We start from the raw sequence: 22,222 nt of genomic DNA, 5'->3' as shown, positions 1-22,222 counted from the left end.
CACAGTACCCGCAGCGGGCCCGCGGCACGCTGCGGGTACTGGCCAAAGGCGTTGCCTGTGCGAAAATGGCGCAATTGCAAAAATGATGTCGCTGGAGACTGTATGGAAATTCTGGATTACGAAGACAGCCTTGAAAGCTATCTGGGTGAACTGAGCGGAAAGAAGATCACGATAGTTTCCGCCTTCGCCAGCGGCACCGAGCCGCTGATCGACCAACTGATCGAGAATGACAACCAGCTGGACATCCTGGTCGGCTCCATCAACTCGCTGACCTCCCCCGACTTCATCGAGCACTGTCTCAACGAGGCCAACCCCGCCCTGGCCCTGTCGGTGGACTTCCGCTACCAGGCGAGCATCAACTGGAAGCTCTACCTGATCGAACCGGACGTCGTCATCCTCGGCAGCGCCAACCTCACCCAGGTGGGCGTGAGCCTGGTGCGTGACACCTGCACCCTGATCACCGATGCTGCCCTGTACGACGCTTATCTGGCGCGGGTCCTGGCACTCAAGAGCGTCGACGGCGTGCTGGCCTGCGACCACTCCCAGGCCTTCGAAGACGCCCTGGACAGCTACAAGCAGAACCACCGCCGCATGCAGGCGGGCCTGGCGCGCACCGCCGAATACCTGGACAGCGAAGGCTGGCTGGGCGACGACACCAACCAGAGCATCCCGCTGTTCATCTGGTACAGCGACCACTCGCAGCAGTCCGAGGACGAGGCGCGCAACCACCTCAAGTCCAGCAGCGACGGCGTGGCCTGGGACGATGTCCGTGAGTTCTTCACCTATGAATGCGCAGAAGGCGCGCTGCCCTACGAGGAAGGCGACGTGGTGCTGACCGCGCGCTGCAACGGCTCGCACATCGGTTTCTACACCTTCGACCGCATCCTCTATCGCGACGGCACCTACTACATCTACGCCTACCGCAAGAAGCGCTACACCCAGCCGTTCAAGCTGGAAGGCGACAAGGAGCTGCTCAAGGAAGCCATTCCGGCCTGGTACGAAGACGGTCGCACCGAGATCAACCGCGCCGACATCCTGCGCGTCATCCGCTGAGCCTTCCGGTGGAAATCCACCTCGTGGATTTCCACCCTTGGCGCACCCTGCAAACCCGCAGGATGGGTAGAGCGGAGCGAAACCCATGCTGTCGGATCGATGGGTATCGCAAGCTCGCGGAACGCCGCCCGCCCCCTTTCGCCTGGCCTGGACCGTAGGGTGCGCTGCGCGCACCGATTCCGGGATCAGCTTCGGCACCATGTCAAACCGCCGGTGCGCACGGCGCACCCTACCGCATCGGCTTCATCCTGCCAGCCCGGACATTCGAATCGTCACAGGCAGAGCCGCTGACTCATGACCACGTCCTCAGGACGTGGTTTCCCAAGTTCAAATGAATTCGCCCCGACACCAATCTTCCGTGGATCGGTATCGCAGGCTCAATCGCCCTGGGAATCCAGCTGCTCGCGAATGCGCCGATTGAGCACGGCGATGCGCTGCGTGGCGTCGGCCACGTCCACGGGCGCGCCCGGGGCGTTCAGCTGGCGGGCGCAGAGGTTGAGCGCGGAAAGCACCACCAGCTCGCTGGCGGTGACGTAGGGGAATTTCTTCTTGTTGGCGGCGATCTCCGCCTGCAGCATCGCGCTGGCGTCCTGCAGCACCCGCTCTTCGCCGGGTGGCGCCTTGATGCTGTACTCGCGCCCCAGGATGCGCAGTACGCGGATGCCGTCGTTGTTCATGCGCTGGCGCGGCTCTCGCTGACGCGGCGGACCAGGGCCTGCAGGCGCTCGGCGGTGGCGTTGCTCTTCTCTTCCTGCTCCAGCATGGCCAGCTGCAGGCTGTCGTTCTCCTCACGGGCCTTGCGCAGCTCGGCGCGGACTCGCGCGTTGTCGTCGGCGATGGCCTGGTTCTGTTCCAGCAGTTCGCTGACGAGTTGTTCGAGTTGTACGAGGGTATTGTCCAGCATGGTTGTCTCCCGGGCAGGTGCAAAGGCGCGGAGAATAAAGAAAAAGGCCTGCTCCTGGCCAGGAAAAATGAGCCTGTCCTGACAAAATGTATACTGTCAATTCAATGGCTTAGATAACTTTCCTCATGTCAGTTGGACAGTATGGCCAGCGCTTCGCCCCAGGGCGCGCGACATCAGGATGACGGGTAGAATCGCCCGGTGACACACGAGTACGAGGTTGCAGCGGTGGAATTGCAGCAGGGGTTCGTCCTGACCCGACACTGGCGGGACACGCCCGAGGGAACGGAAGTCGAATTCTGGCTGGCCACCGACGCCGGTCCGCGACAGGTCCGCCTGCCCATCCAGACGTCCGTAGCCTTCGTCCCCGCCGAACAGCGCGAACGCGCGGAGGCCCTGCTGCGCGGCGAGCAGGGTGTGGAGCTGCGCCCCCTCGCCCTCTGCGACTTCCAGCACCGCCCCGTGCTAGGCCTCTATTGCGGGCAGCACCGCCAGCTGATGCGCCTGGACAAGGTGCTGCGCAAGGCCGGCGTCGACGTTTTCGAGGCCGACATACGCCCGCCGGAACGCTACCTGATGGAGCGTTTCATCACGGCGCCGGTCCTCTTCAGCGGCACTCACGATGCCAGCGGCCTGCTGCTGGAGGCGCAGCTCAAGCCATTTGCCGACTACCGCCCCAAGCTGCGACTGGTGTCCCTGGACATCGAAACCAGCGAGCGCGGCGAACTCTACTCCATCGCCCTGGAGGGCTGCGGCCAGCGCCAGGTCTACATGCTCGGCCCGGCCAATGGCGATGCCGGCACCCTGGACTTCCAGCTCGACTACCGCGACAGCCGCGCCGGGCTGCTCGAGGCCCTGAACCAGTGGCTGGCCGAGCACGACCCGGACGCCATCATCGGCTGGAACCTGGTGCAGTTCGACCTGCGCGTGCTGCAGGCCCACGCCGAAAAACTGAAAGTCCCGCTGCGCCTTGGCCGCGGCGGCGATCCCATGGGTTGGCGCGAGCATGGCAGCGGCAACAACCACTTCTTCGCCGAGGCCGCAGGAAGGCTGATCATCGACGGCATCGAAGCCCTGCGCTCGGCCACCTGGAGCTTCCCCTCCTTCAGCCTGGAGAGCGTCGCCCAGACGCTGCTCGGCGAAGGCAAGGCGATCGACACGCCCTACCAGCGCATGGACGAGATCAACCGCATGTTCGCCGAGGACAAGCCCGCCCTGGCGCGCTACAACCTCAAGGACTGCGAACTGGTAACACGCATCTTCGACAAGACCGGGCTGCTCGACTTCCTCCTCGAACGGGCCACCGTCACCGGTCTCGCCACCGACCGCAGCGGCGGCTCGGTGGCGGCCTTCACCCACCTCTACCTGCCACTGATGCACCGCCAGGGCTTCGTCGCCCCCAACCTCGGCGAGAAGCTTCCTGAGGCCAGCCCCGGCGGCTTCGTCATGGACTCGCGCCCCGGCCTCTACGAATCGGTGCTGGTGCTGGACTACAAGAGCCTCTACCCCTCCATCATCCGCAGCTTCCTGATCGACCCGGTGGGGCTGATCGAAGGCCTGCGCCAGCCGGATGACGAACACTCGGTACCGGGCTTTCGCGGCGCCCGCTTCTCCCGTAGCCGACACAGCCTGCCGTCCATAGTCGAGCGGGTCTGGCAGGGCCGCGAGGCAGCCAAGCGCGATGGCAACAAGGCCCTGTCCCAGGCACTGAAGATCATCATGAACGCCTTCTACGGCGTGCTCGGCTCCAGCGGCTGCCGCTTCTTCGACCCGCGCCTGGCCTCCTCCATCACCATGCGCGGCCACGAGATCATGCGCCGCACCCGCGAGCTGATCGAGGCCGAAGGCTACAGCGTGATCTATGGCGATACCGACTCCACCTTCGTCTGGCTCAAGCGTCCCCATGGCGAGGACGAGGCCGCGCGCATCGGCCGCCACCTGGTGCAGCAGGTCAACCAATGGTGGCGCGAGCATCTGCGCCAGGAGTACGGCCTGGAAAGCGCCCTGGAGCTGCAGTACGAAACCCACTACCAGCGCTTCCTCATGCCCACCATCCGCGGCGCCGAGGAAGGCAGCAAGAAACGCTATGCCGGCCTGGTGCAGCGCCCGGACGGCAGCCGGGAAATGATCTTCAAGGGCCTGGAAACCGTGCGCACCGACTGGTCGCCCCTGGCCCAGCGGTTCCAGCAGGAGCTCTACCAGCTGATCTTCGAACGCCGGCCCTATCGGGATTACGTGCGCGAATACGTGCGGCAGACCCTCGCCGGCGAACTGGACGACTTGCTGGTCTACCGCAAGCGCCTGCGCCGCCAGCTAGGCGACTACACCCGCAACGTGCCGCCCCACGTCCGCGCCGCGCGCATGGCCGACGAGTTCAACGACCGCCAGGGCCGCCCGCGCCAATACCAGAACGGCGGCTGGATCAGCTACCTGATCACCGTCAACGGCCCCGAGCCGCTGGAAGCCCGCCGTTCGGCCATCGACTACGACCACTACCTGACCCGCCAGCTGCAACCGGTGGCCGATGCGATCCTGCCCTTCGTGGGCGATGACTTCAGCTCATTGATCGACCGGCAGATGGTGTTGTTCTAAGCAGCCGGGCTCGGCTGTGCCTTTGACTGTGGGGGCGATTTCAATCGCTAAGCAGGCCGAAGACCTGCCCTGACAACTCAAGGGGCCGCTACGCGGCCCTTTAGCGAATGAATTCGCCCCCACAGAAAAGCGGGTCAGCCATGTAGGGGGATAGCGCTTTTCTATCCACCATTCGTGGCCCAGCCGAACTCCGATGGTGGAAATCCTTGAAGGGATTTCCACCCTACCCGCCGATTGACATGGAATCTCCCACTACAAAGGTTTGCCCTGCCCCTAGATCGAGATCAACCCATGCTCCAGGGCGTACTTCACCAGCGCGGCGGGGGTGTCGATGTTCAGCTTGCGGCGGATGCTCAGGCGGTAGGTTTCCACCGTGCGCACGCTGATATCCAGTTCGCGGGCCACTTCCTTGTTGTTCAGGCCCTTGGCGAGCATGGAGAGGACCTGAAGTTCCCGCGGGGTGAGTTCATTCTCGTCGCGGACATTGGTGGCCAGCTTGCGGGCGATTTCCGGGCTGTAGAAGCTGCCGCCGGCGACTATGGCCTCGATGGCGGCGATAAGCTCGGTGGAAGGTGCGTTCTTCAACACATAGCCGAAAGCGCCGGCGTTGATGGAGGTGCGCACGTATTCCTGGTTGTCGTACATGCTGAGGATCAAGATCTTGATGCCCGGATACAGGCTGCACAGCTTGCGCGTCAGTTCCAGGCCGTTCATGTCCTTGAGGCCGACGTCCACCAGCAGCAGATCCAGCTCGGTGGAAGCCACCAGCTCCAGGGCTTCGGCGCCGGACTCGGCCTGGGCCACCACTTCGAAATGCGGCATCGCCGAAAGCAGGGCTTTCACGCCGTCACGCACCAGCACGTGGTCGTCGATCAGCGCGATTCTGATGGGGTGGGGAAAGCTCATCACGGCCTCTTGGTTCTGCTGCTGGGAGAGCCGTTCAAGCTCTTTGCACGGGTATCTCGACCTGTAGCTCCGTGCGGCCGTGATAGGAGGAAATGGCGAAGGTCCCACGATGATGGTCGACCCGCTCCCTGATGTTGCGCAAGCCGATTCCCTGGCTCCTGTCCATCAGGCCGGGGTCGAATCCCACCCCGTTGTCTTCCACCCGCAGGGCGATGGCACGCTTCGATGTGGAGAGCGAAATTATAGCGGCGCTGGCCCGGGAATGGCGCTCGATGTTGGCCAATGCCTCCTGGATGATGCGGAACAGTGTGACGGATACATCCTTGTCGACCTGTGCGTCGTCCAGCTCGCGCTCGTACTGGGTACGGATGGCGGTGCGCTGCTCGAACTCGCGCACCAGCTGGTCGATGGCCGGCGACAGGCCAAGGGTGTCCAGCAGCGACGGCCGCAGGTCGTGAGAGATGCGCCGGACTTCGCCGATGGCCTCGCCCAGGCGTGCCGTGCCCGCACGCAGGTTGTCCAGCCCCCTGCCCTGCCCGTTCTCCAGCTCCAGGCTGGCCAGCTCGAACTGGAACTTGATGGACACCAATTGCTGGCTGATGCCGTCGTGCAGCTCGCGGGAAACCCGCGAACGCTCTTCTTCCTGCAGGTGGACGATGCGCTGGTTGAGGGCGGAGAGCTTGCGGTCGGCAAGGCGATGCTCGGTGAAATTCAGCATCAGCCCGCCGGTAAACACCACCAGCACCGCGATCAGCGAGAAGGAGGCGATCGCCAGTACCGTGGTCAGCACCCCCGACGCCACTTCCTGGCGGGACTTGAGGGTGGCCACCTCGACGTCGTCGATATAGATGCCGGTACCGAGCATCCAGCCCCAGCGGTCCAGCATCACCACGTAGGAGAGCTTTTCGGTCACCTGCCCCGAGGACGGTTTCTCCCAGGTGTAGAGCTGGTAGCCGTCGCCCCGCTGGGCGCTCTCCAGCAGCGCCTGGATCACCGGCAGGCCGTTCTTGTCCTTCATGCCGATGAGCTCCTTGCCCACCAGGTTCGCCTGGCGGGGGTGCATCAGGTTCTTGCCGTGGCGGTCATAGACGAAGAAGTAGCCATCCAGGCCGAAGCTCGCCCGCGACAGCATGCGCAGCGCTTGCTGCCGCGCTTCTTCGTCGTCGCGGCCGCTCTGGTACAGCGGCGCGATCAGGCTCAGGGCCAGCCCCAGGTAGTTCTTCAGCTCGGCCTTCTTGGCCGCCATGATGCTGCTCTCCACCAGCCTTGCCTGCTCTTCTTCCAGCTTCTGGCTCTGGGCGAAGACCAGGACGCAGATGAAGAGCACGGAAACGATGAGCGGCAGGACACTGAGCGTCACGATCTTGTACTTGAGTTGCATGGTCACTCACTTCATCGCGCGGCCGAGCCGGAACTCGGTAGTTCTACGCACCCGGTGTCGGTAGAACAGCGCATATCAATGGGCGGCTCGCCCGTGAATAGTTGCGCGGCTGTGCTGGCCCCCTCTGCGGCTCGCCAGCTCACCCGCTTCCACAATAACAAGAGATATGAACATGCCCCGTCATAACCGTCTCTATTCTTCCCTGCTCCTGCTGACCGGCACCGCCCTCGGTGCCGCTACACCCGCCCAGGCCGAGTTCGTCAAGGACAGCAAGGCCAGCCTGGAACTGCGCAACTTCTACTTCAACCGCGACTTCCGCCAGGACAACGCGCCCCAGGCCAAGGCCGAGGAGTGGGCCCAGGGCTTCCTCCTGCGCTACGAATCCGGCTTCACCGAAGGCTCCGTCGGCGTCGGCGTCGATGCCCTCGGCCTGCTCGGCGTCAAGCTCGACTCCAGCCCCGACCGCAGCGGCACCGGCCTGCTCAAGCGCGACCGCGAAACCGGCCGTGCCCAGGACGAATACGGCGAACTCGGCCTCACCGCCAAGCTGCGCGCCTCGAAAAGCGTGCTCAAGGTCGGCACCCTGCTGCCCAAGCTGCCGGTGGTCCAGTACAACGACTCGCGCCTGCTGCCGCAGACCTTCCAGGGCGGCCAGCTCAACTCCCTGGAGCTCGCCGGCCTGACCTTCGACGCCGGCCAGCTCAAGCAGGTCAACCAGCGCGACTCCTCCGACTACGAGGACATGACCATCGCCAACGGCGGCGCCCGCGGCATCAGCTTCCGCCCGGGCACCACCAGCGATGCGTTCAACTTCGCCGGCGCCAGCTACAAGTGGAACGACAGCCTCACCACCGGCTACCACTACGGTGAACTGGACGACTTCTACAAGCAGCACTATGTCAGCGCCGTGCACCTGCTGCCGCTGGGCGACAAGCAGTCCTTCAAGAGCGACCTGCGCTTCGCCCGCTCCACCGACGAAGGCACCAGCAACGTCGACAACAAGGCCTTCGGCGCCATGTTCACCTACGCCTTGGGCGGCCACGCCTTCGGCCTCGGCTACCAGAGCATGAGCGGCGACACCGGCTTCGCCTACATCAACGGCACCGACCCCTTCCTGGTCAACTACGTGCAGATCGGCGACTTCGCCAACAAGGACGAGAAGTCCTGGCAGGCCCGCTACGACTACAACTTCGCCAGCCTCGGCATTCCCGGCCTGACCTTCATGACCCGCTACCTGTCCGGCGACAACATCGACCTGGGCGCCAATCGCGAAGAAGGCAAGGAATGGGAACGCAACATGGACATCGCCTATGTGTTCCAGGAAGGGCCGCTGAAGAATTTCGGCGTCAAGTGGCGCAACGCCACGGTGCGCTCCAACTTCGCCAGCGATATCGACGAGAACCGCCTGATCCTCAGCTACGTGATGCCGCTCTGGTAAGCGTTTCCCGACGAAGAGGCCCGCCATCCGGCGGGCTTTCCTTTTGCAGGATGGATCGGGCGGCGCTCCGCGATCGGAGCGATACCCATGCGGACCCGGGTTGATGGGTATCGCTTCGCTCAACCACATCCTACGTTCCCACGCCCGCCTCCTGTGGGAGCGAATTCATTCGCGAATGCGGCCTCACACCTGCGCCGCTTCGAACCCAGCGCGGATCCTCTCCTCCGGCAATTGATCGCCGATGAATACCATCACGCTCTCCCGCGCCTCGCCATCGGCCCATTCGCTGTCCCAGTCGAAGCCGTAGAGCCGCAGCACGCCCTGGAATACCAGGCGGCGGGGCTCACCGTCGATGCAAAGCACACCCTTGTAGCGCAACAGGGAGTTGCCGTGTTCCTCCAGCAGCCCTTCCATGAAGCTGCTGAGCCTGTCCATGTCCAGCGGACACTCGCTTTTCAGCACCAGGGTGCCGATGCGGTCGGGCGTGCCGGCCGGGGCCAGCGGGCGCAGGGCCAGCGCCGGGCCGACATCGGCGTTGAGGTTGAAGCCGCGCACGTCCAGCAGCTCGGCCAGGTCGATGCGGCCGTGGTCCACCACGCGGATCGGCGCCCGGCGGTTGATGCGCGAGAGGCGCTGGCAGAGGGCGTCGAAATGCGCCTCGTCCACCAGGTCGCGCTTGCTCACCAGGAGGCGGTCGGCGAAGCCCACCTGCGCCTGGGCGATGGTTTCCTGCAGGTGGCGTTCGGCGTTCACCGCATCCACCAGGGTGATGATGCCGTCCAGCACATAGCGCTCGCAGAGTTCCTCGTCGGCGAAGAAGGTCTGCGCCACCGGTGCCGGGTCGGCGAGGCCCGTGCACTCGATCACCAGGCGGTCGAAGGCCAGTTCGCCGGCGTCCAGGCGTTCCAGCAGGAGGAACAGCGCCTTTTCCAGTTCCACATGGATGGAGCAGCAGACGCAGCCGTTGGCCAGGGTCATCACCTGCACCGGCTCATCGCCGAGCAACTGGCTGTCGATGGGGGTCTCGCTGAATTCGTTCTCGATCACGGCGATCTTCAGGCCGTGCTCGGCCTTGAGGATATGTTTCAGCAGAGTGGTCTTGCCGGCACCGAGAAAGCCGCTGAGCACGGTGACCGGAATGGGGAGATGGGCAGACATCGGGGCAATCCTCGAAAGTCAGTCGCGTAGGGTGGACCACGCTTCATCGGTCCACCAGCGGAGTTCGGCCAGGCCACGAATGGTGGACATGAAAAGCGATGTCCACCCTACGGGTACATGGCAACTGTTGCAGGCGCGGAAACAAGAGCGCCACGGCATGCGTGGCGCTCAGGTTACCGCATCGACGGGTTCAGCAGCAGCGTACGGGCCGTCCCTTGCCGCCGCCGTAGCGGGCGTCCTGCCGCTCGCGGAAGAACTCGTCGTAACTCATCACCGGCTTGTCCGGATGCTTGCTGCGCATGTGCTCGACGTAGTTGTCGTAGTCGGGCATGCCCACCAGCATCCGGGCGGCCTGCCCGAGGTACTTACCCATGCGGCTCAGGTCATTGAACATGCGCAGCTACTCCTCAAGCGTCCGGAATCGGCTGGAAGGGCGATTCCTTGTCGCTGCGCTCGGACTTCATCCAGGCGCTGCGCCCCACCTTGATGGCGTAGAACAGGATGCTCAGCACCACGAAGAGGAACAGCACGGTCAGGGTCGAGTTGGTGTAGGCATTGAAGATCACATGCTGCATCTGGCCCATGTCCTTGGCAGGGGCCAGGATCTGGCCGGCGGCGGCTGCATCGCTGTACTTCTTGGCCAAGGCCAGGAAGCCGACGGCCGGGTTCGGGTCGAGCAGCTTGATCAGGCCCGCGGTGGTGGTGCAGATCAGCAGCCACACGGCCGGCACCAGGGTGACCCAGACGTAGCGCTGGCGCTTCATCTTGATCAGCACCACGCAACCCAGCATCAGGGCGATACCCGCCAGCATCTGGTTGGAGATGCCGAACAGCGGCCACAGGGTGTTGATGCCGCCCAGCGGGTCGATCACGCCCTGGTACAGCAGCCAGCCCCACATGGCCACGCAACCGGCGGTGGCGACCACGTTGGCGGTCCAGGACTCGGTCTTCTTCAGCGCCGGCACGAAGTTGCCCAGGAGGTCCTGCAGCATGAAGCGACCGGCACGGGTACCGGCGTCCACCGCAGTGAGGATGAACAGCGCCTCGAAGAGGATCGCGAAGTGGTACCAGAAGGCCATGGTGTTCTCGCCCGGCAGCACCTGATGGAGGATCTGCGCGATGCCCACGGCCAGGGTCGGCGCACCGCCGGCCCGGGCGAGGATGCTGTGCTCGCCGATATCGGTGGCGGTCTGCTGCAGCACTTCCGGGGTGATGGCGAAGCCCCAGCTGCTGACAGTGGCGGCGACGGCGTTGACGTCGGTGCCCACCAGCGCGGCTGGGCTGTTCATGGCGAAGTACACGCCCGGTTCGATCACCGAGGCGGCGACCATGGCCATGATGGCGACGAAGGATTCCATCAGCATGCCGCCGTAGCCGATGTAGCGGGCATGGGTCTCGTTGGCCAGCAGCTTGGGCGTGGTGCCCGAGCTGATCAGCGCATGGAAGCCGGACACGGCGCCGCAGGCGATGGTGATGAACAGGAAGGGGAACAGGGTGCCCTTCCACACCGGGCCGGTGCCGTCGACGAACTGGGTCAGCGCCGGCATCTTCAGCTCGGGGGCGATGACCAGGATGCCGATGGCCAGGCCGACTATGGTGCCGATCTTGAGGAAGGTCGACAGGTAGTCACGCGGGGCGAGGATCAGCCACACCGGCAGCACGGCGGCGACGAAGCCATAGCCGATCAGCATCCAGGTGATCTGCACGCCGGTGAAGGTGAAGGCCGGGCCCCACACCGGGTCCGCCGCCACCTGGCCACCGAGCCAGATGGAGGCCAGCAGCAGCACCACGCCGATGATGGAAATCTCGCCGATGCGGCCCGGGCGGATGTAGCGCATGTAGACGCCCATGAACACCGCGATCGGGATGGTCGCCATCACGGTGAACATGCCCCAGGGGCTTTCGGCCAGGGCTTTCACCACGATCAGCGCCAGCACCGCGAGGATGATGATCATGATCAGGAAGCAGCCGAACAGGGCGATGGTGCCCGGAATCCGGCCCATCTCTTCGCGGACCATGTCCCCCAGCGAGCGGCCGTTGCGGCGGCTGGAAAGGAACAGCACCATGAAGTCCTGCACCGCGCCGGCCAGGACCACGCCGGCGATCAGCCAGAGGGTGCCGGGCAGGTAACCCATCTGCGCGGCGAGCACCGGGCCCACCAGCGGGCCGGCGCCGGCGATGGCGGCGAAGTGGTGACCGAAGAGGATGTGCTTGTTGGTCGGCACGTAGTCCAGACCGTCGTTGTTCAGCACCGCAGGCGTTGCACGGGTGGGATCGAGCTGCATCACCTTGTTGGCGATGAACAGGCTGTAGTAACGGTAGGCAATGAGGTAGATCGCGGTTGCAGCAGTAACGATCCAGAGAGCGTTGATGGCCTCGCCACGGCGCAGCGCCACTGTACCCAGCGCAAATGCGCCCAGCAGGGCAACGGCGAACCAGGCAATTCGGGTAGCCAGTTGGGTCATTGAATGTCTCCTGCCGCTGGCGGTTACCTGCGGCGTTTTTTGTAGTTGTGTATGCCCGGATAAGGGCAGCCGACACTATCGGCGCCCAGCACCCGCGGAGACATTCGCACAACTACGAAACACGACTACGTAATACTACGTAGCCAGCATGGGTCATCCCGGGGCAGGAATCGATGCGGGAGAGGTACTGTGGGATCACAGGATGGCTTGAGCTTGCGAAACCTATCAGCCGGCAGCCGCATGGGTATCGCTCCGCTCGACCCATCCTACGGGCTACGTAGCCAGCATGAACTTTTCTGCAGCAGAGCCTGCAGGAACGTGGTGCGCAACCGCTCGATCAGCATGCCGGAGATGGCCAGCAATGCGCCGAGGTAGTCCACGGCCCCCCCTTCTGTGATGTGAGGCGGAAGATGCCGGGGAATATATCCGGGCGCTGGAGCGGCAGCGATGGGCGACGCTGAGCGGGCTCCCCCGCCCTCTCCCCGAAGCGAGAGGGCGTTATCGATGCAGGGCCGGAATATCACCCCCTCAAGGCATGGCCGGTGTTTCCGGTGTTTCCGGTGGCAGTTCTTCCATGGGGAGGGCATCTTCCATCTCATCCGGCAGGATACTGGCCCTCGGGATGCCCGCGGCGAACCAGCTGGAGTTGGCGGCATTGCGAATCAGCAGCACAGGGCTGTCACAAGGCGCCGGTGGAGTCGGTGCAAGCACATCACTGATCACGAAGTCACCTTCTTCGTTCAGGGGCACGCCGACCAGGTTGGTACTGCTTTCCGTGAAGGGTTCCACGGCACCACAGAACAGGGTGGCGAAGACCGACTGCCCGGTGGCCCTGCCGATGTTGTTGCCCCCACCGAGGATCAGCCCGCGGCCGACGGCGACTATGTCACCCGTCGGGGTCACCTGGGCGTTGAACCTGCGAATGACCCAGATCTGCCCGGCCGGCTGCACGCCACGCACCAGGTTGCGGTTGACCACGGTGGCGATGGCTTCGGTGCCCTGCCCGCTGGATACCGGCAGGACGCCGATGCCGCCGCGGAAGATCAGCGCGCCGTCCGCGGCCACTGCGCTTGAAGACAGTGCTCCGGCGAGCAACAGCACGGGAATGGATAGGGCGATCGTTCTTTTCATGTCCGTACCTCCTGTCAGGCCCCATCACAGAGGCCGGCGGGGCGGAGAACAGAGAGAGCGGGAGTCCGTGATCCCTTGTCGCAAGGGCTGGCTGGCCACGGGGCCTGAGAAGCCTCTGGAGTTGAAATGTCGATTCAGGGTCGCTGGCCGTGATCGGGGTTGGCCGGGCGAGCCGCCTCTCTCCTCCGGTGGGTGTCGGGCCAGCGCTCCCCTCAGGAGGCTGCCCGGCTCCATCGTCCGTCAGAGTTGGCACGAGCGCGAACAACAGGATGGCGGGGGTGCTTGAACTCCGCAAAGTACTGCAGCGCCATTATAAACCCGTGCCGCCGCTTCCCCGGTCCGTTTGTCCCGCAATGGCACCCTGCCCCCGCCCCTCGTCGGGCGCGTTCTCCAGTCCCGGCCGCTCGTCACCAGTCGCCTCGGCGCCGAACAGGGTCATCAGGAACAGCCAGAGGCAGGCGCCCAGCAGAGGCCACCGGCGGGCACGAGGGGCACGGTTGGTCATCGGCGGCATCTCTCCCGCGTGGAGCCGCCGGCCAATGGGGCCTGCGGCGGGGCCGTCACATGCGCCACTCCAGGCCGAGGTACAGGCTGCGGCCATCGCCCGGCAGGAACTGGGCACTGTCCCGGCCCTGGGCGTCGGCGATCAACCCCGTGGTGGCGACATAGGTCTTATCGGAAAGGTTACGTCCCTCCACGAAGAAGCCCAGGCCTTCCATCGGCCGATAACCGCCCTTCAGCCCCCGGATGGCGTAGCCCTCGGCAGCAGTAGGCCGCGGCCGTGGAAGGTGCGCTGCAGGGCGGAACCGCGGATGGACAGGCGCGCCTCCTCGGCGCCGAAGCGCGGCTGCACGAGGACGCTGGTGACCAGGCTCACGGCAAGGGCGAGCAGGGCCGACATGGAAGAAGCCGCGCAATCCGGCGCATTGCCATGGGAACGGATTCATTTGCAGGAGCGAGGTTCATACCCAATGAATTCGCCCCTACAAGGATGGCCCCGCAGGATTTCTCCCCAGGCGGCACCCAGGCCATCGCCCGGGCCAAGGAGCTGGGGCTGGCGGGGTGACGCCTCAGAGCATGTCGAGGGGAATCTTCAGGTAACGGATGCCATTGGCCTCGGCCGGTGGCAGCTGGCCGGCGCGCATGTTCACCTGCACCGCCGGCAGGATCAGCGCCGGCATGGCCAGGGTGGCGTCGCGGGCGGTGCGCATGGCGACGAAGGTCTCTTCGTCGACGCCTTCGTGGGCATGGACATTGCGTGCTCGCTGCTCGGCCACCGTGGTTTCGTAACGGTACTCGTCGCGCCCAGGTGCCTTGTAGTCATGACAGAGGAAAAGCCGTGTGGCGTCCGGCAGCTCGAACAGGCGCCGGGTGGAGCGATACAGGGAACGGGCATCGCCGCCGGGGAAGTCGCAGCGGGCGGTGCCGTAGTCAGGCATGAACAGGGTGTCGCCGATGAAGGCCGCATCCCCCACCACATAGGTCATGCAGGCCGGGGTGTGGCCCGGCGTATGCAGGGCACACAACTCCAGGTTGCCGATGTCCAGGCGGTCACCGTCGTGCAGCAGACGGTCGAACTGGCGGCCGTCGGTGGCGAAGTCCCGGCCGGCATTGAACAGCTCGCCAAAGCGCTGCTGCACCTGAGTGATCAGCCCACCGATGGCCAACTGCCCGCCCAGCTCACGCTTGAGCCAGGCGGCGGCGGAAAGGTGGTCGGCATGGACATGGGTTTCCAGCAGCCAGTCCACCACCAGGCCCTGCTCCCGCACATGGTTGGCGATGCGCTCGGCCCCGGCGTGGGAGGTACGGCCGCTGGCGGCGCAATAGTCCAGCACCGGGTCGATGATGGCGCAGCGGCGGCTCTCCGGGTCGCTGACGACATAGCTGTAGGAACAGGTAGCCGGGTCGAAGAAGGCTTCCACGCGCGGGTTCATAAAACGCACTCCAATCCTGGTTAATTCAGCTTAGTTTCCAGGTCAGCGCCTGTGCCGGGCTTCCAGGCTTGCGTAGAGGAGCATCCCGGCGGCCATGGCCAGGACGAACAGCCAGGCTTGCCAATGACCAGTCACCGGCCAGGCCGGGCTGGATGCCCTGGACGCGCCGCTCTGGAGCCACGGCATCAAGGCCCTGCGCTTCTTCGCCTGGGGTCAGTCGCCAGGCGGCTCCAGCCCACGCAGCGGAATCGGCGCCGACATGACGATGGAGGTGCGGGTCTCGCCGAAGTGGTTGATGCTGCCGACGAAGCGCTCCAGGTGGCGGATATCGCGGGTGACCACGCGCAGGATGAAGGAATCCTGGCCCGTCACGTGGAGGCACTCCAGCACCTCGGGCATCTGCTGCAACTGGGCGATAAGGCGGGCCTTGTCCGGTTGCGGGGTGGTCATGCCGATCAGCGCCATCACCCCGTAGCCGGCCTTTTCCGCCGACACGACGGCGCGGTAGGCCTCGATCACCCCGCCCTCTTCCAGGCGTTTCAGGCGCTCGGAGGTCGCCGGCAGGGACAGCGCCACCCGCGCCGCCAGATCGGTGAGGGAAATCCGCCCTTCGGCCTGTACCGCTTGCAGGATTTTCCAGGACTTCGCATCCAGCTCCATGTTTATCAGGCCTCCAGCGGATATTTAGTTAGTTTTTCAGGCATTGATCGGAAACAACCGTAGTTCCTGCATTCAAGCCCAAGGCAGTGCAGCGCAGAATGTCGGCCATGTCCATCGCCGCCGGAGCCCCTGCATGGAAGCCCTGCTGTTTCTCAAGTCCGTCCTTACCGGCCTGTCCATAGCCGCCCCGGTCGGCCCCATAGGCTTGCTGTGCATCCAGCGCAGCCTCGGCCATGGCGCACGTATCGGCTTCATCAGCGGGCTGGGCGCGGCGGCGGCGGATGCCTGCTACGGCGCGCTGGGCGCCTTCGGCATCGGCGCCCTCACCCACGCCTTCGTCGCGCTGGCCACCCCGCTCGCCCTGGCCGGCGCCCTGTTCCTGGCCTGGATGGGAATGAAGATGCTGCGCGCCACCCCACCCGAACGCGCTGCCGGGACCGGGGATCCGACACGGGCGTTGCCGGCCTTCGCGTCGGTATTCCTGCTGACCCTGAGCAACCCGCTGACCATCCTCTCCTTCATCGCCATCTTCGCCACCCTGTCCGGCGGCGAGGCGCTGTCGGGTGCGGACGGCCTGCTGATGGTACTGGGCGTTTTCTGCGGCTCGGCCCTCTGGTGGCTGGCGCTGAGCCTGGGGGTGGCCACCGTTCGCCACCGCCTGGACGCCCGCACCATGCAATGGATCGACCGCACGGCCGGAGTAGTGCTGCTGGGTTTCGCCGCCTGGCAGCTGGTGCGGGTCAGCGCCAGCTGAATGCGGCAATGCGCCCGATAGATTCTCTTGGCTCACCAGCTGTGGCGCTGCTGCCTATCATGCAGAGCATGTTTTCCAGCCGAACCAGGGAGCCGACATGACGGAACAGAAGCCACGACCGGACGATGAAACCCTCGCCTTCGCCCGAGAGGTCCTCGACCTCGCCCGCGCGGGCGACAGCGAACGCCTCGGCCAACTGCTGGCCCAGGGCCTGCCGGCCAATATCCGCTCGCACAAGGGCGACAGCCTGGTGATGCTGGCCAGCTACCACGGCCACCTCGACACCACCCGCCTGCTGCTGCAGCACGGTGGCGACCCCAACCTGCGCAACAGCGCCGGCCAGAGTCCCATCGCCGGTGCCGCCTTCAAAGGCGACCTGGCCATGATCGAACTACTGCTGGAGTTCGGCGCCGAGGTGGAAGGCGCCACCCCGGATGGCAAGACCGCACTGATGATGGCGGCCATGTTCAACCGGGTGGAGGTGATCCGCCTGCTGGTGGAGCGCGGCGCCGATCCCCGGGCCCGCGACGCCGATGGCGTCACCCCGCTGCTGCTGGCGCAGCGCATGGGGGCCAAGGATGCGGTGGAAGCCCTGATGGCCATCCCCGGCTAACAGGTATCCTGGTTACCGTCCAACCCTGCAGGGGCGATTTCAATCGCCAAGGGTCGCGCAGCGGCCCCGACGCCCTGCCGGCCGAACCTGCGGTCCGGTTGGCGAATGAGTTCGCCCCTACAACGTCCCTCCCCCCTCTCCCGCCATCCGCCCGATGGTCTTGCGGAACCTCGCCAGTCCATATCCGGGACATACCCCACCCCGGATCGCGTTCGGAACCTCAGGCTCCCCCGGCGTAACCATTGGGCATGACGCAGCAAAGCTATGCTTTCTGGCGAGCTTTCCCATGGACGTTGGCAGCCGGCCACAACTTGTGGCACGGGCACACAAGGGGTTGGCACGGACAACAAGCTCCCCGCCAGCAGCCAGAGGCAGACTAGGACTGCAGATTTCTGCCCTGCACCCGCGACAAAGACCAATAATTCAGGGAGCCGCCCCTATGCGAATAACCAGGATCCTCGCCCAATCAACGCTGGCCCTGGGCGTCTCGCTCATCGGCCTCGGCCCGGCCCGCGCCGAGCTGCCGGCCGATCCAGGCATCGGCCAGACCACCTTGCCCTACCCCCCGGAGCCCCACCGCGCCTACATAGTCGACGTGGAGTTCGAGAACTTCGTCGCCGGCCGCGTGACCGTGGTCGACCCGGAGAAGAAGAAAATGCTCGGCATGGTCAGCACCGGCTTCGCCGCGCCCTCCACCCTGAGCCGCGACGGCAAGCTGTTGTACACCGCCGATCTCTTCTATTCCCGCGGCACCCGCGGCACCCGCACCGATGTGCTGACCGCCTGGGACACCAGCACCCTGTCGCCGTCCTGGGAAGTGCTGATCCCCACCAAGCGCGCCGAAACCCTGACCCAGCGCTACGCCCTGGGCGCCAGCGCCGATGACCGTTTCGTCTACGTCTACAACTTCACCCCGTCCACCTCGGTGACCGTGGTCGACACCAAGGCCAAGGCCGTGGCCGGCGAGATCGCCATCCCCGGCTGCGTGCTGAACTACCCGGTGGGCAAGCGATCCTTCGCCTCCCTGTGCGGCGACGGCAACCTGCAGCTGGTGACCCTGAACGACGAAGGCAAGGAAATCTCCCGCACCCATACCCGCTTCTTCGACCCCAACGCCGAGAAGCTGGTGGAGCGCGCCTACGCCGTGGGCGACACCTACTACTTCGTCACCACCACCGGCACCGTGCGCGGCGTCGACTTCTCCGGCAAGGAGCCGAAGCTCCTCGAAGCCTGGGAACTGGTGGACCAGGACACCGAGAAGAAGGCCGGCTGGGCCCCGGGCGGCTGGCAGCTGATCACCGTGGCGCCGAAGCTGAACCGCCTCTACGTGCTGATGCACGACGCCCACGAGCCGATGAAGTGGGAAGACCCGAGCCCCATCGTCTGGATCTACGACCTCAAGACCCACAAGCGCATCGGCACCCTGGAAGCGCCGAACCCGATCTGGAGCCTGCACGCCACCAGCGACGACAAGCCCCTGCTGCTGGGCACCAACATCAGCGGCGGCCTGGAAGTCTTCGACCTGACCAGCGGCAAGCACACCGGCACCATGGAACGTATCGCCAAGACGCCGATCCAGGTCCTCAGCCACTGACGAGGTGCAGCCATGCAACCCGATCCCATCTTCGTCATCGCCGCCGCCCTCGCGGTCGCGGTGATCCTGGCCAGCGCGGCGACCCACAAGCTGCGTGCGCCGGCGCGCTTCGCCAACCAGCTGGAGGACTACCAGTTGCTGCCACGCGGCCTGGTGCGCCCGGTGGCACGGGTCCTGCCCTTCGTCGAAGTGGCGGTGGCCTTCGCCCTGCTGGTGCCCGCCAGCCGCCACGTCGCGGCCCTGGCCGCGGCCGCCCTGCTGGCCGGCTACGCCGGGGCCATCTCGATCAACCTGTGGCGCGGCCGCCGCGACATCGACTGCGGTTGCGCCGGGCCCGAACAGGCCCAACCGATCCGCCCGGTGCTGCTGGCACGCAACGCCGTACTGGTGGGCCTGGCGCTGGTCGCCAGCCTCGCCCCCCACAGCCGCGAGCTGGGCGTGTTCGACGGTTTCGTCGTGATCGCCTCCGCCGCCGTGGCCCTGCTCGTCTATGCCGCCGCCGATGGCCTGCTGGCCAACGGTCCCCGTCTGCTCAAACTTATTGGAAGGTGAATTATGGAAGCCCTGATCGTTTCCAACGTCCTGCTCTGGTGCCTGTTGATCGCCCTGGCCTTCGCCGTCATGGGCCTGGTACGCCAGATCGGCGTGCTCCACGGCCGCCTGGCCCCGGCCGGCGCGCTGATGGTCGACAAAGGCGTGGCCGTCAACGAACCAGCCCCGAAAGTCACCGCCGCCGACCGTAACGGCCGCCCGGTGAACTTCGGCTATGCCGGCGAGAAAGCCCAGCTGCTGTTCTTCCTCTCGCCCACCTGCCCGATCTGCAAATCCCTGCTGCCGGCCATCAAGTCCATCGCCAGGGACCAGGCCGATCGCCTCGAGGTCATCTACGTCAGCGACGGCGACATGGACGCCCAGCAGGCACTGATCGCCGAGCACAAGCTGGAAAACGCCACCTACGTGGTCGGCCCGGAAGTGGGCATGACCTACCAGATCGGCAAGCTCCCCTATGCCGCGTTGATCGACAAGGCCGGCGTGCTGCGCTCCAAGGGTCTGGTGAACTCCCGCGAGCACCTGGACAGCCTGTTCGAGGCAGAACACCTGGGCAGCGCAACCCTGCAGCAGTACCTGCACAACCACTCGCACGCCCACGGCGCGCACAACCACTAAGGAAGGGAGCTCTCCATGAAATTGCTAGACCGCCTGTTCGAGCGCTCCACGCGCCATGTCGCCGACACCACGTCGCGGCGCAACTTCCTCGGCCGCATCGGCTCGCTGATGGTGGCCGGCGCCGCCCTGCCGGTACTGCTGCCCATCGACCGCACCAGCAAGGCCCTGGCTGCCGAAGCACCCAAGGCCGGTGACCCGGGCGATCCCAACAGCTGCGACTACTGGCGCTACTGCTCCATCGACGGCTTCCTGTGCAGCTGCTGCGGCGGCACGGTCACCTCCTGCCCGCCGGGCACCGAGGCCTCCCAGGTGACCTGGATCGGCACCTGCCGCAACCCGGCCGATGGCAAGGACTACATCATTTCCTACAACGACTGCTGCGGTAAGCACAGCTGCGCCCAGTGCGCCTGCACCCGCAACGACAGCGAGGAGCCGCTGTACCGTCCGTTCAACAACAACGACGTCAACTGGTGCCTGGCGGCCAAGTCGCACATCTACCACTGCACCGTGTCCATCATCCGCGGCGTCGCGATCTGACCTGCCGGAGGGCTGCCATGCGTTACCTGTTGATTGCCGGACTGCTATGCGCCATGGCGGCCCCCCCGGCCCTGGCCCGTGCCATTCCGGACCCGGCCCAGAAGCCCGCGCCGGGTAACGAGGAGCTGCAAAAGCCCATCGCCCAGGCCGGCTACAGCACTCCGGTGAACTACCAGCTGCAGTGCGCCGGCTGCCACCTGGGCGACGGCAGCGGATCAAAGGCCAACGACACGCCGAAGATGAGGGACTTCGTCGGCAATTTCCTCAAGGTCGAAGGCGGCCGCGAATTCCTCGTGCGGGTACCGGGCATGTCCCAGTCGGCGCTGAACAACGCCCAGCTGGCCGACCTGCTGAACTGGCTGCTGCGCAAGGACGGCATGGCCGGCAAGAGCATGCCGGACGACTACCAGCCCTATACCGAGGAAGAAGTGGCGGCGGTACGCAAGGTCGCCCTGCTCAACCTGCCGGACACCCGCGCCGGCCTGATCAGGCAGATGCGCGACAAGGGCCTCGAGATCGACGACGGCATGGGCGACAACTACTGACGATTCAGCTGGACGGCTTGCGGCCCGCCTTCATGGCGGGCTTTTTTTGCCTGAGAGAAATGCCTGTGCGGACTGCGTTCCGCTAGAACGAAGCGAAACCCAACGATCAGCCGCGCAAACCATGGAGCACGCCCTACACGGCTACCGACTGGAGGAGATTCCGTGTCAATCGGCACGTAGGGTGAAAATCCCTTTGGGGATTTCCACCATCGGTGTCTTGCAAATGCCTCGCTGGTGGATAGAAAAGCGCTATCCATACACGGCTACCGACTCAGTCCCATCCAGCCATGGATGCCAACATAGATGCCCACACCGATGATCAGCAGGCTGGACAGATAGGGCGCGCGCCGCGCCACAGTGCCCAGCCAGGGCCAGCGGTTGGAGGCCTGTCGTGCGCCGATGGCCGCCGCCACGCCCACGCTCACCAGGGTCAGCGCCAGGCCGATGCTGAAACACAGCACCAGCACGGCGCCGAGGGCGACTTCCTTCACTTGCAGGCAGAGCAGCAGCACGGTGATGGCCGCCGGACAGGGGATCAGCCCTCCCGTCAGGCCAAACAGAATGATCTGCCCAGTCGTCACGTCCCGATTGGCGAAGCGCTTGCGGATATCGTGGGCGTGAGCCCGTTCGTGGGCATCCTGGTAGCCCTCCAGCGATAGCTCCAGCCCCTCCATCCCGGCGTGGTTGTGGTCGTGCCCACGTTCGCGGAAGTCCAGGTCGTAGTCGTGGCAATGATTGCCATGATCCAGGCTCAGCCGCACGTTGAAATCATGCGGCTCCGGTATCTCGTCCACGGACTCCAGCCAGCCGCCCCGATCGGCGAAGGTAAAACGCCGCATGCGGCCGTCCGCACGAGTGGTCTGCAAGGTCACCTCGCCCGCCACCCAGGTGTGGCCACTGAGCACGCTCAACCGCCAGCGTGGCGACACCCCTTCCGTGAAAATCGACAGCTCGACGCGCCCATGGCCAGTGTCGATGCGTCGGCTTTCGTCATGATGATCATCCTGGTGATGGTCGTCGCCCTGCTCGAAGCGCCACATCTGCTCGCCGCGCCAGGTCCGCCAGAGCATCCACAGCGCGATGGCCACGATGATCACCGCAGAAACCAGTTGGAAATAGGGCTCGGTAGTCTCGGCGTTCAGGTTCTGGCCCAGGTACATGCCGCCAAGCGCGACCAGCCAGACCACGGCGGTATGCGAAACGGTCGCGGCCAGGCCCAGCAGGATTGCCTGCTTCACCGTGCCACGGATCGCCACGATGAAGGCCGCCATCATCGTCTTCGAATGGCCAGGCTCCAGGCCGTGCAAAGCCCCCAGGAGGATGGCACTGGGGAAATAGAGCCAGGCATGGGTCGTGCCCTGCTGCAACAGTTCGGAAAAGCTGGACATGGCTG

General features: G+C 65.2%; 23 protein-coding genes. 10 read left to right on the top strand and 13 right to left on the bottom strand.

Translation table 11 applies throughout. The features are described from left to right. Positions 1-102 precede the first annotated feature (102 nt). On the top strand, positions 103-1,053 hold the full coding sequence (locus ACFPU0_RS28315) for a phospholipase D family protein (protein ID WP_377696618.1): 951 nt from the start codon (positions 103-105) through the stop codon (positions 1,051-1,053). Between the two features lie 377 nt (positions 1,054-1,430). Here ACFPU0_RS28315 and ACFPU0_RS28310 read toward each other — a convergent pair whose 3' ends face one another. Further along, positions 1,431-1,730: a cell division protein ZapA gene (locus tag ACFPU0_RS28310; protein WP_377696617.1), complete on the bottom strand. Its 300-nt coding sequence runs from the start codon at positions 1,728-1,730 to the stop codon at positions 1,431-1,433. Beyond that, on the bottom strand, positions 1,727-1,957 hold the full coding sequence (locus ACFPU0_RS28305; protein ID WP_377696616.1) for a hypothetical protein: 231 nt from the start codon (positions 1,955-1,957) through the stop codon (positions 1,727-1,729). The genes ACFPU0_RS28310 and ACFPU0_RS28305 overlap by 4 nt, the downstream gene beginning before the upstream one ends. A gap of 225 nt (positions 1,958-2,182) precedes the next feature. Here ACFPU0_RS28305 and ACFPU0_RS28300 point away from each other — a divergent pair, with 225 nt between their 5' ends. Further along, positions 2,183-4,546, top strand: coding sequence for a DNA polymerase II (locus ACFPU0_RS28300; protein ID WP_377696657.1), 2,364 nt, complete (start codon positions 2,183-2,185; stop codon positions 4,544-4,546). A gap of 273 nt (positions 4,547-4,819) precedes the next feature. Here ACFPU0_RS28300 and ACFPU0_RS28295 read toward each other — a convergent pair whose 3' ends face one another. Both ACFPU0_RS28295 and ACFPU0_RS28290 read right to left on the bottom strand, forming a co-directional pair. Then, on the bottom strand, positions 4,820-5,452 hold the full coding sequence (locus tag ACFPU0_RS28295) for a response regulator (protein ID WP_377696615.1): 633 nt from the start codon (positions 5,450-5,452) through the stop codon (positions 4,820-4,822). Between the two features lie 34 nt (positions 5,453-5,486). Beyond that, positions 5,487-6,833: a cache domain-containing protein gene (locus ACFPU0_RS28290; protein ID WP_377696614.1), complete on the bottom strand. Its 1,347-nt coding sequence runs from the start codon at positions 6,831-6,833 to the stop codon at positions 5,487-5,489. A gap of 172 nt (positions 6,834-7,005) precedes the next feature. On the opposite strand from ACFPU0_RS28290, the gene ACFPU0_RS28285 reads away from it, so the two are divergent. Then, positions 7,006-8,271 carry an OprD family porin gene (locus ACFPU0_RS28285; protein ID WP_377696613.1) on the top strand — a complete coding sequence of 422 codons (1,266 nt, stop codon included), beginning with the start codon at positions 7,006-7,008 and terminating at the stop codon, positions 8,269-8,271. 183 nt (positions 8,272-8,454) lie between these two features. Here the strand turns inward: ACFPU0_RS28285 and yjiA are convergent, their stop codons facing one another. The 8 genes from yjiA to ACFPU0_RS28245 form a co-directional block, all read right to left on the bottom strand. Further along, entirely contained in the window at positions 8,455-9,429 is a 975-nt protein-coding gene (gene yjiA, locus ACFPU0_RS28280; RefSeq protein WP_377696612.1) for a GTPase, read from the bottom strand. Positions 9,430-9,619: 190 nt separating this feature from the next. Beyond that, positions 9,620-9,823 (bottom strand): YbdD/YjiX family protein, encoded by a 204-nt coding sequence (locus ACFPU0_RS28275; protein ID WP_377696611.1) that lies wholly within the window; start codon positions 9,821-9,823, stop codon positions 9,620-9,622. Between the two features lie 13 nt (positions 9,824-9,836). Further along, positions 9,837-11,894, bottom strand: a complete 2,058-nt coding sequence (locus ACFPU0_RS28270) for a carbon starvation CstA family protein (protein ID WP_377696610.1) — start codon at positions 11,892-11,894, stop codon at positions 9,837-9,839. A 528-nt stretch (positions 11,895-12,422) separates the two neighbouring features. After that, the gene (locus tag ACFPU0_RS28265) at positions 12,423-13,025 is read right to left on the bottom strand and encodes a hypothetical protein (protein ID WP_377696609.1); all 603 of its coding nucleotides are present in this window, start codon (positions 13,023-13,025) and stop codon (positions 12,423-12,425) included. A gap of 560 nt (positions 13,026-13,585) precedes the next feature. Further along, on the bottom strand, positions 13,586-13,744 hold the full coding sequence (locus ACFPU0_RS28260) for a hypothetical protein (RefSeq protein ID WP_377696608.1): 159 nt from the start codon (positions 13,742-13,744) through the stop codon (positions 13,586-13,588). A gap of 17 nt (positions 13,745-13,761) precedes the next feature. Further along, positions 13,762-13,926: a hypothetical protein gene (locus ACFPU0_RS28255; protein WP_377696607.1), complete on the bottom strand. Its 165-nt coding sequence runs from the start codon at positions 13,924-13,926 to the stop codon at positions 13,762-13,764. 169 nt (positions 13,927-14,095) lie between these two features. After that, positions 14,096-14,959 carry an MBL fold metallo-hydrolase gene (locus ACFPU0_RS28250; RefSeq protein WP_377696606.1) on the bottom strand — a complete coding sequence of 288 codons (864 nt, stop codon included), beginning with the start codon at positions 14,957-14,959 and terminating at the stop codon, positions 14,096-14,098. Positions 14,960-15,172: 213 nt separating this feature from the next. Next, positions 15,173-15,619 carry an Lrp/AsnC family transcriptional regulator gene (locus ACFPU0_RS28245; RefSeq protein ID WP_377696605.1) on the bottom strand — a complete coding sequence of 149 codons (447 nt, stop codon included), beginning with the start codon at positions 15,617-15,619 and terminating at the stop codon, positions 15,173-15,175. 133 nt (positions 15,620-15,752) lie between these two features. Here ACFPU0_RS28245 and ACFPU0_RS28240 point away from each other — a divergent pair, with 133 nt between their 5' ends. From ACFPU0_RS28240 to ACFPU0_RS28210, 7 genes are all read left to right on the top strand, one after another. Continuing rightward, positions 15,753-16,373 carry a LysE family translocator gene (locus tag ACFPU0_RS28240; protein ID WP_377696604.1) on the top strand — a complete coding sequence of 207 codons (621 nt, stop codon included), beginning with the start codon at positions 15,753-15,755 and terminating at the stop codon, positions 16,371-16,373. Positions 16,374-16,470: 97 nt separating this feature from the next. Beyond that, on the top strand, positions 16,471-16,986 hold the full coding sequence (locus tag ACFPU0_RS28235) for an ankyrin repeat domain-containing protein (protein ID WP_377696603.1): 516 nt from the start codon (positions 16,471-16,473) through the stop codon (positions 16,984-16,986). Positions 16,987-17,425: 439 nt separating this feature from the next. Further along, positions 17,426-18,580 carry an amine dehydrogenase large subunit gene (locus ACFPU0_RS28230; RefSeq protein ID WP_377696602.1) on the top strand — a complete coding sequence of 385 codons (1,155 nt, stop codon included), beginning with the start codon at positions 17,426-17,428 and terminating at the stop codon, positions 18,578-18,580. Between the two features lie 12 nt (positions 18,581-18,592). Next, positions 18,593-19,132, top strand: a complete 540-nt coding sequence (locus ACFPU0_RS28225; protein ID WP_377696601.1) for a MauE/DoxX family redox-associated membrane protein — start codon at positions 18,593-18,595, stop codon at positions 19,130-19,132. Between the two features lie 3 nt (positions 19,133-19,135). Then, the gene (gene mauD / locus ACFPU0_RS28220; protein WP_377696600.1) at positions 19,136-19,747 is read left to right on the top strand and encodes a methylamine dehydrogenase accessory protein MauD; all 612 of its coding nucleotides are present in this window, start codon (positions 19,136-19,138) and stop codon (positions 19,745-19,747) included. 15 nt (positions 19,748-19,762) lie between these two features. Continuing rightward, positions 19,763-20,284, top strand: a complete 522-nt coding sequence (locus tag ACFPU0_RS28215) for a methylamine dehydrogenase light chain (RefSeq protein ID WP_377696599.1) — start codon at positions 19,763-19,765, stop codon at positions 20,282-20,284. Between the two features lie 17 nt (positions 20,285-20,301). Then, positions 20,302-20,829: a cytochrome C gene (locus ACFPU0_RS28210; RefSeq protein ID WP_377696598.1), complete on the top strand. Its 528-nt coding sequence runs from the start codon at positions 20,302-20,304 to the stop codon at positions 20,827-20,829. 263 nt (positions 20,830-21,092) lie between these two features. On the opposite strand, the gene ACFPU0_RS28205 is transcribed toward ACFPU0_RS28210, so the two are convergent. Next, entirely contained in the window at positions 21,093-22,217 is a 1,125-nt protein-coding gene (locus tag ACFPU0_RS28205) for a nickel/cobalt efflux protein RcnA (protein WP_377696597.1), read from the bottom strand. Positions 22,218-22,222: the final 5 nt, after the last annotated feature.

The organism is Pseudomonas sp. GCM10022186 (assembly GCF_042656385.1).
Classification (GTDB): Bacteria; Pseudomonadota; Gammaproteobacteria; order Pseudomonadales; family Pseudomonadaceae; genus Metapseudomonas.
Note: the sequence above shows the minus strand (reverse complement) of the source record. Positions and strands in the feature narration are given on the sequence as shown.

Excerpts from the sequence above, each read along its gene's own strand:
- ACFPU0_RS28315 (WP_377696618.1), top strand. The coding sequence starts at position 103 with ATGGAAATTCTGGATTACGAAGACAGCCTTGAAAGCTATCTGGGTGAA.
- ACFPU0_RS28310 (WP_377696617.1), bottom strand. The coding sequence starts at position 1,730 with ATGAACAACGACGGCATCCGCGTACTGCGCATCCTGGGGCGCGAGTAC.
- ACFPU0_RS28305 (WP_377696616.1), bottom strand. The coding sequence starts at position 1,957 with ATGCTGGACAATACCCTCGTACAACTCGAACAACTCGTCAGCGAACTG.
- ACFPU0_RS28295 (WP_377696615.1), bottom strand. The coding sequence starts at position 5,452 with ATGAGCTTTCCCCACCCCATCAGAATCGCGCTGATCGACGACCACGTG.
- ACFPU0_RS28290 (WP_377696614.1), bottom strand. The coding sequence starts at position 6,833 with ATGCAACTCAAGTACAAGATCGTGACGCTCAGTGTCCTGCCGCTCATC.
- ACFPU0_RS28285 (WP_377696613.1), top strand. The coding sequence starts at position 7,006 with ATGCCCCGTCATAACCGTCTCTATTCTTCCCTGCTCCTGCTGACCGGC.
- yjiA (WP_377696612.1), bottom strand. The coding sequence starts at position 9,429 with ATGTCTGCCCATCTCCCCATTCCGGTCACCGTGCTCAGCGGCTTTCTC.
- ACFPU0_RS28275 (WP_377696611.1), bottom strand. The coding sequence starts at position 9,823 with ATGTTCAATGACCTGAGCCGCATGGGTAAGTACCTCGGGCAGGCCGCC.
- ACFPU0_RS28270 (WP_377696610.1), bottom strand. The coding sequence starts at position 11,894 with ATGACCCAACTGGCTACCCGAATTGCCTGGTTCGCCGTTGCCCTGCTG.
- ACFPU0_RS28265 (WP_377696609.1), bottom strand. The coding sequence starts at position 13,025 with ATGAAAAGAACGATCGCCCTATCCATTCCCGTGCTGTTGCTCGCCGGA.
- ACFPU0_RS28260 (WP_377696608.1), bottom strand. The coding sequence starts at position 13,744 with ATGGAAGGCCTGGGCTTCTTCGTGGAGGGACGTAACCTTTCCGATAAG.
- ACFPU0_RS28255 (WP_377696607.1), bottom strand. The coding sequence starts at position 13,926 with ATGTCGGCCCTGCTCGCCCTTGCCGTGAGCCTGGTCACCAGCGTCCTC.
- ACFPU0_RS28250 (WP_377696606.1), bottom strand. The coding sequence starts at position 14,959 with ATGAACCCGCGCGTGGAAGCCTTCTTCGACCCGGCTACCTGTTCCTAC.
- ACFPU0_RS28245 (WP_377696605.1), bottom strand. The coding sequence starts at position 15,619 with ATGGAGCTGGATGCGAAGTCCTGGAAAATCCTGCAAGCGGTACAGGCC.
- ACFPU0_RS28240 (WP_377696604.1), top strand. The coding sequence starts at position 15,753 with ATGGAAGCCCTGCTGTTTCTCAAGTCCGTCCTTACCGGCCTGTCCATA.
- ACFPU0_RS28235 (WP_377696603.1), top strand. The coding sequence starts at position 16,471 with ATGACGGAACAGAAGCCACGACCGGACGATGAAACCCTCGCCTTCGCC.
- ACFPU0_RS28230 (WP_377696602.1), top strand. The coding sequence starts at position 17,426 with ATGCGAATAACCAGGATCCTCGCCCAATCAACGCTGGCCCTGGGCGTC.
- ACFPU0_RS28225 (WP_377696601.1), top strand. The coding sequence starts at position 18,593 with ATGCAACCCGATCCCATCTTCGTCATCGCCGCCGCCCTCGCGGTCGCG.
- mauD (WP_377696600.1), top strand. The coding sequence starts at position 19,136 with ATGGAAGCCCTGATCGTTTCCAACGTCCTGCTCTGGTGCCTGTTGATC.
- ACFPU0_RS28215 (WP_377696599.1), top strand. The coding sequence starts at position 19,763 with ATGAAATTGCTAGACCGCCTGTTCGAGCGCTCCACGCGCCATGTCGCC.
- ACFPU0_RS28210 (WP_377696598.1), top strand. The coding sequence starts at position 20,302 with ATGCGTTACCTGTTGATTGCCGGACTGCTATGCGCCATGGCGGCCCCC.
- ACFPU0_RS28205 (WP_377696597.1), bottom strand. The coding sequence starts at position 22,217 with ATGTCCAGCTTTTCCGAACTGTTGCAGCAGGGCACGACCCATGCCTGG.